The sequence below is a fragment of the Streptomyces sp. SID13031 genome (assembly GCF_010548305.1).
Classification (GTDB): domain Bacteria; phylum Actinomycetota; class Actinomycetes; order Propionibacteriales; family Kribbellaceae; genus Kribbella.
On record NZ_JAAGLV010000009.1, the window covers coordinates 326,147 to 336,850 of the forward strand.

Sequence of the window (10,704 nt, forward strand, 5' to 3'; positions counted from 1 at the left end):
GTCAGAGGGCGGCGGTGAGGTGTAGGGCGGCTAGGGCGGTCATGGCGATGCCGGCGAGCGTGAGTCCGCAGGCGGCGAGTACTGGGGCGACGCGGGTTGCCAGGCGCAGTACGGACTGGGTTTGGGCGCCTCGGACGACTACGTTGCTGCCGGCAATGGCCAGCAGGCCTACGCCGAAGAGGACCACTGCCATGCCTATGCCGAAGGTCATCACCAGGAGTAGGGCGAAGCCGGCGCGGCCGATGAAGAGGCCTGCTACCAGGACGAGGAACGCTGCTGGGGAAGGGGTCAGGCCGCCGGAGATGCCTAGCATCAGAAGGCCTGGGCGCTTGGCTTCGCCGTGGCCAGGCCCGTGACCGTGCCCGTGGGTGTGACCGTGGCCATGGCCATGCCCGTGCCCGTGCCCGTGCCCGTGCTCATGGGCGTGGCCGTGCGCGTCCCCGTGGCCGTGGTTGTTGGCGGTGCGGAGGTGTCTGCGGGCTAGGTAGAGGCCGGTGGCTGCTACCAGGAGGCCGGCGATCAGCTGGAGGGCAGTTGTCAGTTGCTGCATCTCGATGACATCGGCCAGCGAGAGGAAGGTCCAGGCCAGCGCGATGACCAGTACGGAGACCGTGTGCATCACCGCGACTGATCCACCCAGCCAAGCCGCGTCTTTGATCTTGCCCTGGGAGCCGACGAGGTAGGCCGCCGCGAGGCTCTTGCCATGGCCCGGCATCACCGCATGCCCTGCTCCGGCGAGGAATGCGAGCCCAAAGGCGACCGGTGGCACACCTGGCGAGTTGACGAAATTCTGCAACTGGTCGGAAAGCGCGAGGGCGATCACGCGACAACCCGCCGTCGGCGAGCTCGGCGCACTCCGCGCAGTCCGCGCAGTCCGCGCAGTCCGCGCACTGCGATGAGGGCTACTGCCGCGAGGACTGCTACTACCCCAGCCACCGCCGAGAGTTGCCCGGCGGCACTGCGGCCCGCATGGTTCTGAGTTTGACCTGTTGCCGCTGTATCGCGGCCGCCCTGGCGTGCTGCCGCTGCGCCGCTGATGACCCAGTCGTAGGTGTCTTTGTCTGTTGAGTAGACCGTGCGGTCACCGTTCGGGCCGGTGGCGAGCGTTCGGTAGGCGGCGTTGAGGTCCGTAAGCATTCGCACCGTCACGTCGGCCTTCACCACCGGTTCAGGGCAGGTGAAAGCGACCTCGACGCCGGTCTTGGCGAGATCCTTTGCCGACTCGACGACTCCCGCGCAGTCCCGGCCCTTAGTTCGCACCTTGATCTGCGCCAGCAAATAAGCCGTGAACTTCGCCGACGGCCCGATCGCCGCCGCATCCGCCGGCTCGAAGAACGCCGCCCCGTCGAGCATCACCCGACTCTGCGGAAGTACCCCGAGTGCGACGCCGAGCAGCGTCAGATCATCAAGCCCGCCGACCTTCCAGTGCACCCGTACGACGTCGGCGCGGGCCTGGTCGGACGCGATGACGACGGTCTGCGGATCCCCGAACGGATGCGCCTGGGCCGGTCCGGCCGTGGCGATCCCGCCCGCACCGACGGCCGCGAGCACACCAACAACGGCGAGCCCACGCGGTACCGGCTTTCGCGGTACCGGCTTTCGCGGTACCGGCTTTCGCGGTACCGGCTTTCGCACTACCAGCCCACGCAGTACGGGCCCTCGCAGCAGCAGACTTCGCAGTACCGGATGTCGGCTCTGCCTCGGCTGCCGCACGCTCTGCGCTCGCCGCAACTGCAACGGTCGACGCAGGCGCAGCACATGTTGCCCCAACGCTCCACACCCCTAAGCCCCGAGCGCTCCGATCAACGCAACCCCCGGACTTTCCCGCTCCCCCGAGAACAGCAATGCGTCTCTTGGTGATCCCCAAGAGACGCATTGGTGAACTATTAACCGCTGAGATTCGAGATAGGTGACGAACAAACACCACAGTGAGACGCTCCGGCTACAGGCTGAAGGGCGTGCAGGGTGGAAGGGCTACAGGCTGAAGGCGACCGATCGCACGATCAGGGCCGCCACGAAGACGAGGGTGAACGCCAGGTCGAACGAGATTCCGCCGGCGCGAACGGGCCGCACGCGACGCCGTACCGGCTCGAGCACGGGCTCGGTCCAGGCATGGGTCAGCGTCCGTGCACGAACCGCCCAGGCCGGGCCGTTCGCCATCAGACCGCCCCAATCCAGCACCATGCGGGCAATCAACACCAGCAGGAACGCGGACAACGCGTACCCGACGAGGGTTCCGATCAGACTCATGACCAACTCCTTTGTTCCATCTTGCCAGGCTCAACGAAGCCGACGGGCCGGAAATGTCCGAGCCGCCCGACTTCTTAGCCGACTATCAGGAGGACAACGCGAAGACCCGCTCCGCGTTACCACCGAGGAACAGGGCCTTCGCCTCGTCGTCGAGTTGGAGGGCGTCGACATCCTGCAGCGCCTTGGCCGGGGTGATCATCGGGTAGTTGGTGCCGAATAACACCTTGCTGCGGCCGTGGGCGCGAAGGTATTCCACCAAGGCCGGCGGGTAGCGCTTCGTGGTGTAGGCCGAGGTGTCGATGTAGACGTTCTCGTGCTTGGTGGCGACGGCGATCGCCTCGTCCGTCCAGGGATAGCCGATGTGACCGCCGACGATCTTGAGCTCCGGGAAGTCGAGTGCGACCTGGTCGAGGTAGATCGGCCGCCCGACCTCGGACGGCATCAGCGGGCCGGTATGGCCGATCTGGGTGCAGAACGGGACATCTGCCTCGCAGCAGGCGACGTACACGGGATAGAACCGGCGATCGGTCGGCGGCACCTCCCAGAGCCACGGGAGGACGCGGATGGCCTTGAACCCGAGTTCGTCGATGCAGCGCCGGATCTCGCGGACGGCATCCATCGGCTTCTTGAGGTCGACGGAACCGACACCGATCAGCCGGTCCGGCGCCTGCTCGACGAAGCCGGCCACCTCGTCATTGGAGATCAGCTGATTTCCAGGCGCGATCCAAGCACTGATCAAAGCCTTGTCGACGCCGGCTTGGTCCATCGCCTCGACGGTGGTGGCGACCGGTTGTTCCTCGGTGGGTATCGACGGCGTCCACCGCCGCAACGAGTCGAGCATCGGATCGCTGAGATGCCGAGTGGTCGAATGCTGGGCCCAGGCATCGACGATCATGACGAACTCCGATTCTCCAGCGCGAGGCCGGCCATCAGGGCGTTGAACTTCGCGGCTTCCTCGAACGGCATGAAATGGGCCGAGTTCTCGAACCAGTGCAGCTGTTTGGACGGCGCCTCGATCGCCTCGAAGTACTCGACCGCCTGCTCGGTGGGGGTGACCTGGTCGTACCGGCCGACGCAGAGGTGGATCGGGACCTCGAAGGTGCGGGCAGTGAGCTGCAGGTCGGTCGCGAGGGTCTCTTGCATCAGGTGCCCGAAGGAGAACTCCTGGGCGACATCCCGGAGTTCACCGAAGTATTCCTTCTGCAACTCCGGTTCGATCCGCGCGAACAACGCGTCCCTGCTGCCGTTGACCGTGCCACCGAAGTGATTCAGCCAGCCGCGCTGGACAGTCAGCTCCGCGAACGTCAGCCCGCCCGCGGACCGGCGTTCCTCGATCTGCCGGAGGGCGGCGATCGCCTCGTCGTTGTGTTGCTCGATCGCCTTGCGCACAGTGAACTCGTACGACGTCCGCGCGGCGCGACGACCGGCGACGAGCTGCCCCGCTCCGATGTACGCATGCACCTTCTCCGGGTACTCGCTCGCGACCATCGCACCGAACAAGGTCCCCCACGAATGCCCGAGCAGGTAGACCTTCTCCTGCCCGAAGTGTTCGGTCAGGACATCGATCAACTCGATCGCATCGGCGACGAACTGCCGCAACGTCATCGACTCGGCCGGAAGGCCGGCATCGTACGACCGGCCGGCGCCGCGCTGATCCCAGTGCGCTACCAGGAAGTGGTCTTCGAGTTCGGAGTTGTACGTTGCGAACAAGGGCATCTCGGCAAGCCCCGGACCACCGTGGAGGATGAGCAAGAGCGGATTGGTTGCCTCAGCGCCTCGTACCGAGACCTCCTGGGCGAACCCACCGAGCATCACCCGCTGCCGGAACTCCACACCTTCAACCATGCTGTGATTTTAGGTCCGCAAGAGGGCAGGAAGGCCCGGATCTGCTGGTCCGGGCCTTCGCGGCGATCGCCTGCGCCGATATCACTCGCCGAACAGCGGCGGGTCTCCTTCGGCGGTGCTGAGGTAGTAGACGGGGTCCTTGTACGTGCCGGGGACCTTGCCGAGGCCCTTGATCACCGTCGATGCGCCCTTGGCGTGGCCGACGGCGTACAGGTACGCCGCCCCCGTGTCCCTGTCGATCGCGGTCAGCAGCGTGCCCTGCGTACCGCACTTCTCGGCGACGAGCGCATCGAAGGCTCCCCACGTCGACGTGCGGACCTTCGTCACGATCGGCTTCATCGGCGAGGTCCGGGGGATCCGGATCGTGTACAGCGCGCCGCCGTTCGTGTTGGCCAGGAAAGTGTCGTACGCCGCGGTCTCGCTGATCAGTGCGATCGACTTCACCGCGGCGAACCCGGGCGCGGCCTGACCCTTACCGCCGCCGACCCAGCGATAGAGGTCGCCACTACCGCCCTTCAGGCCGTACCGGGCGCTCCTGATCACCGTCGATCCGGGCACCTTCTGCCAGAAGGAGACCTCCGTCGCGGTGAAGTAGGTCCAGCCGGAACCGATCTTCGACAGTCCGGTCGGCGGTACACCCGAGGCATCGGAGTAGTACGCCGAGTAGAGCGTTTCATTCAGTACTACGGAGCCGTACGTCGTACTGCCGGCTGGGACCTCGAGTGTCGTCGTCCAGGTCGATGACGCCTTCGCGATCCCCGGCACGAACAGGTGCGGCCCGGTTCCCTGGTTCGCCGTCGGCGGCGATGAGGCCATGACGCCGGAGTAGCCGATGTCGCCGCCACTCGTGATCGATCCGACGCCCATCTTGCAAGCAGCCACGCTCGCCGCGGTCACTGTGCTCGCCGTGGTCACCGTGCTCGCCACGCTGTTCGCGTTCGCCGCGCCGACTGGCGCCAGGGCAAGGCTGCCGAGTAGTACCGCGGAAGCTGCCGCAGTGACCTGATGCAGTCTCATCTGAGGTGTTCCTCTCGTAGGAGATTCTCCAGCGAGACTGATGCGGACCAGACCACAAAGGTTGCAGCTCTGCCGCCCCGTCACCGAACCGCGGCGGACCCCGCACCCAGGGGAATGACTTCGTCGATGGCGACGCGGCAATCAGAACCGGTCTCGGTTACTGGATGAAGGGTCCTCGTCAGCTTCTGATGGTGCTGTCTGCGACTGCCGGTAAGCACCGACGACAGCGACCCGCCCAAGCGCCAGGAGCGTCTCGAGCACCAGCAGAAAGATCGTCGCCAGCGTGATCCACACGCTCCACGTGACGAACGTTGGGCCGGGGGTGATAGCCAACCCGACAAACGCCAGGAGCTCCGTAGCCAGCGAAAGCGTCAACGTACCGAGCACGAACGCCGCATTGGCGATCCGCCCGATCGGCTTCGCCAGCACCTTGACGACAGCCGCCACCAGAGGTGACAACACCGTGCTGAGGATGCTGACGCCGAGGACGCCGTCGGGGAGAGGGATGAAGATCCGGCCGCCGGCCGCCCACGCCTCAAGACTCCGTCTGACGGTCTCCGAATGGGCAGCACGAGCGAGAAACGTCGTTTCCACAGCCAGCACCAGCAACAACACCGGAATCGTCTGCGCCGTTGCACCATAGAAGCCGGCCGGATCCGATGTCATCTCTGCCCCCTAGCATCCACCCAAACCCTCCCCGGGATGGAGGCAGCAGCCTCCTCCGCTGACACCCCGACCGCAACCCCTCGCGCCACTCTGGCTGGACGCAGCGATCGGACCGGCCACCCAATCAGACGCCGACGCAGCCACCCACCCACCCACGCTTCACGCCGAAGGCTAGGTGGATTCATAGCTACCCCGCCGACTTCTACCCAAGAGGACAAGGGGGCCGGCTCCCTAGGTGAACCGGCCCGCCAGATGGTTTGACCGCCGATTGGCAGTTGGCACTCGTTCAGCGGGCGACGGAGAGCGTGTGGGGCGCAGGCTGCCGATGGTTGCTCAATGCAAAGAAAGGCCCGGACCTGTTGGTCCGGGCCTTCCAAAGTAGCGGGGGCAGGATTTGAACCTACGACCTCTGGGTTATGAGCCCAGCGAGCTACCGAACTGCTCCACCCCGCGCCGTTTTCCTACGAGTGTGAGTCTAGATGATGGCCGCTGAGCGTCCAAATCGGGCCCCGGGAAGGCGAAGACCCGGACCTGATGGTCCGGGCCGATCACCACTCCAGATCACTGATCTTGACTCTAGGTTCCTGTTCTAGACCGAAGCCTTACCCGTAGATTTCAAGTCGATGTTGTGGCGCTGTCGATAGGCCGACCCGTGTCCTCCAGGTCGATGGAGATCGAGTTGAGTTCTCCGACCGGAGTGTTCAGCAATTCGACGGCATGCGTCTGTCCCCACGCCGTCGAATCGCCGCCATGAACTACGACGGCGACGGCTGCGGGGGCGCGTCGACGCGTTGTGCCCGCAAGCAGGCAGCTGCGGCTGCCGTCTCTTCGCGGACTTGGGAGGACCGAAGGAGCAACCGGAAGCCGCTCCACCCCAACGCGCCGGCGGCGTGGGCCGAATGGCCCTCTTGATGGGGTAGTCCGGCACTGCCCGGCGGCGGTGTCTGGGCGCTTCCATGGAGGTAGACATCTCTTTCGACCCGACGGGGGGCAGATCATGATTGATCGGCAGCGCCAGGCCCAGCGGTTCGACCATGCCGGTCTGGAGATCCTCGACCCGGCCGACTGCCTCCGGCTGATGCAGACGGTGCCGATCGGGAGGCTGGTGTTCACCGAGGGCGCGCTTCCCGCCGTCCGGCCGGTCAACTTCACCGTCGACGGCGAGACAGTCGTGTTCTGCACCGCAGACGGTGACATGTACCGGGCTGCTGACCGCGGTGACGTGGTCGCGTTCGAGACCGACTCGACCGGCGCCGAGCGGCAGGCCGGCTGGACGGTGACCGTGGTCGGCCGTCTGTCCCACCTGACCGAAGCAGAGACCGCAGAGGTATCGCTCAACCTGTCCGCCAACTCTTGGACGCCAGGCCGGTGGCCGCACTGCATCCGGCTCAGCCTCGAGTCTCTACGGGGTAGACGCGTCTTGGCCTGGCAGCCGCCGGTCCATGCCCGGACTGAAGATGGAGGCGGACAGCGCGATGACGGCTGACGGACGCACCGTGCTGACCAAAGTTGCTCACCGGCAGATCAGGAGGGCTGTTCCGCTCCACCATCCGGTCGTTCTGGCTCATCAGCGGGCCCGATCCGCTGATTTCCAGGCCAGACTGGCCGACACGATCACAGCCTTCGCCGGCTCGATGCCGTTCGTCTATCTCCACGCAGTGGGATTCGCCGGCTGGATGCTCCTGGTGGAGTCCCAGCCGTGGCCGAAGCTGACCCTGGTTGTTTCGCTCGAGGCGATCTTCTTGTCGGCGTTCGTGATGATCGGTCAGAACCGGCAAGCAGCCTTCCAGCAGGCGAAAGCCGACCACGACTTCGTGGAGCAGGAACAAGAACTCAAGAAGAACACCGATCTGACGCTCGCCATCCACACGTTGACCGAGGAGATCCATCGCAGCGTGGTCGCAGCTCCGCCTGCACCCTAGCCAGGTGTAGACGGGCATCGGGGTGGTCGGAGACCTGTCGGTGACTTGCGCGAAGGCAGTTCCAGCCGGCCGGCCGGTGAACCGGACGACTGGTGTCCTGGCTGACCAGGAGTCCGTACGGTGGGGCCCATGACCAGCCGGGGACGTCGAGGTAGCGGGTCGTGGGACGAAGGTGCGCTGGACAACGCCGTTCTGTCCCGCGTCCGGCTGGACGCGCTCTTGCAGGAGTTGCTCGGCCGGGTCGACGAGGTGGTGGATTCCCAGGAACGACTCCGGGCGCTGCTCGATGCCGTGGTCGGGATCAGCTCGGACCTGGACCTGAACAGCACCCTCGACCGGATCGTCACCGCGGCCTGCGAGCTGGTCGGTGCCCGGTACGGCGCTCTGGGCGTGGTCGGCCCGGACGGCAAGAAGCTGGCCAGATTCATCACCCACGGCATCGACCCGGAAACCATCGCGAAGATCGGCCCGTACCCCGAGGGACATGGAATCCTCGGGTTGCTGATCGCCGAGCCCGAGCCTATTCGGCTCGCCGATCTCACCCAGCACCCGGCGTCGTACGGCTTCCCGGCCAACCATCCACCGATGCAGGGGTTCCTCGGTGTCCCGGTCCGGATCCGCGACCATGTCTTCGGCAACCTGTATCTGACCGAGAAGGCCGACGGTGCGGCGTTCACCGAGGACGACGAGCATGCCATGGCGGCTCTGGCTGCTGCGGCCGGCGTGGTGATCGACAACGCGCGCCTGTACGCCGACACCGAGCGCCGGCGCCGCTGGTACGAGGTGACCGCCGAGATCACCCAGCTGCTGCTCGGCGAGTTCGAACCAGCCGAGACGCTGCAGCTGATCGCTCGCCGGGCCCGTGAAGTCTCCGGCGCGGTGCTGGGAGCCGTGCTGCTGGTCGAGGAAGGTGACCTCGTGATCGAGACGGTGGACGGACCACCCGGCCTGGCGCGGCACGTCGGTCTGAGGATGAGCATGGACCGGCCGGTACTGCGTGACGTTCTGCACGGCACCGGAGCCGTGGTGGTCGAGGACCTCGCCGAACTGGCTGCCGGCAGCGGGCAGCTCGCCAACGTGCCTGAGCTCGAAGGCCTGGGTCGGACCGTCTTCGTCCCTCTCCCGCCGGGCACTCGCGGTACGGCCGGGATCCTGATGGTGGCGGGACACCACGGCGACCTGCCGATCGGCGACGCAGGCACCGACTTGATCCTGATGTTCGCCAACCAGACCACCATGGCCCTGGAGCGATCCGCTGCCCGTCACGACCAGTCCGCTCTGGCCGTACTGGCCGACCGGGACCGGATCGCACGCGACCTGCACGACCTGGTGATCCAGAGATTGTTCGCTACCGGGTTGCAGTTGCAGGGCATTCACCGCAGCGTGGCTCCGGACGTCCAGGATCGGATCAGCCGGGCCGTCACCGACATCGACGCCACCATCAGGGATCTGCGGGAGTCGATCTTCGAATTGCAGCATCAGGCAGGCCGCCGATCGTTGCGCGCCGACGTCCGCGCACTGGTCGACGAGTACACGGTCACTCTCGGGTTTGCGCCGCGGCTGCGCTTCAGCGGCCCGATCGACAGTGTGGTCCCCGCCCTGGCCAGACCTCAGATCCTCGCCGCGGTACGAGAAGCCTTGTCCAACGTCGCCCGGCACGCCCGCGCATCCAGCGTCGCTGTGGACATCACCATCGCGGCCGGCGAGGTGACAGCACAAGTGACCGACGATGGAATCGGGATCAAGTCGACAGCCACCGAGAGCGGGCTGCGCAACCTTCGCGAAAGGGCGGCCGCACTCGGCGGCGCGGTACGGGTGGCAGAACGCCTACCGCACGGCACCGTTCTCGAGCTCCGTGCGCCGCTGGACGCGCCGGCGGCTTGACCGCAGTCAGTCTGTCCGCGGTTCGTGGACGATGGCCACTGGGCAGGTCGCGTGGTGAAGCACTCCGCGTCCGGTGGAGCCCAGCAGCCAACTCGCTGCCCGGCTGCGGTTGCGGCCTCCGATGACCAGTAGCTGTGCGCCTGCTTCGTCGGCCGCCTCGAGGAGACCGCGGACCGGGTGCGACCGGCGGACCTCGGTCTGGATCTCGAGGTCGGGGTACTTGTGGCCCCACTGGTCGGCGATCGCAGCGACCCGCCGCTCGGCATGCTCAGCCAGGTCGCCTTCGATGTCGCTGAAGGACCTCGCCTCCCACGAGTAGACGTTCGGGAGATCCCAGACATGGACCAAGCGAACTGGCACCTTGCGCTCTGTCGCTGCGGTGGCGGCGAAATCGATCGCTGCCTCACTCTGCGGAGAGTCATCGATCCCGACGATCACCGGCACCGCGCCGCGGGGCGGTTTCCACCGATCCGGAACAACGACCACCGGTACCCGTGCCTGGTTGGCGAGGGCTTCCGAGGTCGATCCGATCAGCAACCGCTGGAACGAGCCGATCCCCCGACGCCCGACCACCAGCATCCTGCTGCCTTCTGCCAGCGCGGCCAAGGTGGTGGCCGGATGCCCGATCACCGTCTTGGCCAGGTGACTTGCGCCATGGTCTGCAGCGGGCAGCTCGCTGCGCACCTGCTGGATCAGTTCCATCGCCTGGCCGTCGACTGTCGCCGGGGTGAGATAGGGCGTCTTGCGCAGTCTTTCGTCGATCACGTGCACGATGCTCAGTGGCTCGCCGCGGAGAACCGATTCCTGGATTGCCCACTCCAGTGCGCCTGTCTCGCGCCACGAACCGTCGACGCCGAGAAAGATCACCGGCCTGGTTCCGACCAGCTGGCCGGTCGCTTTCATCGCAGCCATGAATAGCGCTGGACGATGCTGAGCTCGTTCCAGCGGTCGGCCAGGCCCCAGGTCCGGCCGGCGGCGAGGAGGGCCAGGGCGACCAGGGTGATGGCGCCGATGATGTGGTCGTCGATCACCGGGTTGGTCGTCGGCGGTAGCGCGGCGCTCCACATCATCAAGTACAGAACGACTCCCGCGGCCGCGGCGATACGCATTGCGACGCCGA

11 protein-coding genes, 1 tRNA gene and 1 pseudogene are annotated in these 10,704 nt (G+C 66.3%); 3 read left to right on the top strand and 10 right to left on the bottom strand.

What is annotated here, in order from left to right; genetic code table 11:
• Position 1: 1 nt before the first annotated feature.
• From G3I17_RS20170 to G3I17_RS20205, 8 genes are all read right to left on the bottom strand, one after another.
• Entirely contained in the window at positions 2 to 823 is an 822-nt protein-coding gene (locus tag G3I17_RS20170) for a cobalt transporter (protein ID WP_164598480.1), read from the bottom strand.
• Positions 820 to 1,551, bottom strand: a complete 732-nt coding sequence (locus tag G3I17_RS20175) for a hypothetical protein (RefSeq protein ID WP_164598481.1) — start codon at positions 1,549 to 1,551, stop codon at positions 820 to 822. Before G3I17_RS20175 ends, G3I17_RS20170 begins: the two co-directional genes overlap by 4 nt.
• Positions 1,552 to 1,974: 423 nt before the next feature.
• Positions 1,975 to 2,250 carry a YggT family protein gene (locus tag G3I17_RS20180; protein WP_164598483.1) on the bottom strand — a complete coding sequence of 92 codons (276 nt, stop codon included), beginning with the start codon at positions 2,248 to 2,250 and terminating at the stop codon, positions 1,975 to 1,977.
• 85 nt (positions 2,251 to 2,335) lie between these two features.
• Positions 2,336 to 3,145 carry an amidohydrolase family protein gene (locus G3I17_RS20185; RefSeq protein WP_164598485.1) on the bottom strand — a complete coding sequence of 270 codons (810 nt, stop codon included), beginning with the start codon at positions 3,143 to 3,145 and terminating at the stop codon, positions 2,336 to 2,338.
• Positions 3,142 to 4,095, bottom strand: a complete 954-nt coding sequence (locus G3I17_RS20190; RefSeq protein ID WP_164598487.1) for an alpha/beta hydrolase — start codon at positions 4,093 to 4,095, stop codon at positions 3,142 to 3,144. The genes G3I17_RS20185 and G3I17_RS20190 overlap by 4 nt, the downstream gene beginning before the upstream one ends.
• 81 nt (positions 4,096 to 4,176) lie before the next feature.
• Complete coding sequence (locus tag G3I17_RS20195) at positions 4,177 to 5,112, bottom strand: hypothetical protein (RefSeq protein ID WP_203590476.1); 936 nt, start codon at positions 5,110 to 5,112, stop codon at positions 4,177 to 4,179.
• A 141-nt stretch (positions 5,113 to 5,253) separates the two neighbouring features.
• A complete protein-coding gene (locus G3I17_RS20200) occupies positions 5,254 to 5,778 on the bottom strand; it encodes a hypothetical protein (RefSeq protein ID WP_164598489.1) in 525 nt (174 codons plus the stop codon).
• A gap of 379 nt (positions 5,779 to 6,157) precedes the next feature.
• A tRNA-Met gene (locus G3I17_RS20205) sits at positions 6,158 to 6,231 on the bottom strand.
• Positions 6,232 to 6,775: 544 nt separating this feature from the next.
• Here G3I17_RS20205 and G3I17_RS20210 point away from each other — a divergent pair.
• The 3 genes from G3I17_RS20210 to G3I17_RS20220 all read left to right on the top strand — a co-directional run bounded on the left by G3I17_RS20210 (position 6,776) and on the right by G3I17_RS20220 (position 9,584).
• Positions 6,776 to 7,264, top strand: coding sequence for a pyridoxamine 5'-phosphate oxidase family protein (locus G3I17_RS20210; protein WP_164598491.1), 489 nt, complete (start codon positions 6,776 to 6,778; stop codon positions 7,262 to 7,264).
• Positions 7,254 to 7,700 carry a DUF1003 domain-containing protein gene (locus tag G3I17_RS20215; protein ID WP_164598493.1) on the top strand — a complete coding sequence of 149 codons (447 nt, stop codon included), beginning with the start codon at positions 7,254 to 7,256 and terminating at the stop codon, positions 7,698 to 7,700. The genes G3I17_RS20210 and G3I17_RS20215 overlap by 11 nt, the downstream gene beginning before the upstream one ends.
• 129 nt (positions 7,701 to 7,829) lie before the next feature.
• The gene (locus G3I17_RS20220; protein WP_164598495.1) at positions 7,830 to 9,584 is read left to right on the top strand and encodes a GAF domain-containing sensor histidine kinase; all 1,755 of its coding nucleotides are present in this window, start codon (positions 7,830 to 7,832) and stop codon (positions 9,582 to 9,584) included.
• Positions 9,585 to 9,590: 6 nt separating this feature from the next.
• Here the strand turns inward: G3I17_RS20220 and G3I17_RS20225 are convergent, their stop codons facing one another.
• Positions 9,591 to 10,496 (bottom strand): universal stress protein, encoded by a 906-nt coding sequence (locus tag G3I17_RS20225; protein WP_164598497.1) that lies wholly within the window; start codon positions 10,494 to 10,496, stop codon positions 9,591 to 9,593.
• Positions 10,484 to 10,704, bottom strand: a pseudogene (locus tag G3I17_RS20230) (hypothetical protein); the annotation flags it as partial. The gene G3I17_RS20225 and the pseudogene G3I17_RS20230, both read right to left, overlap by 13 nt.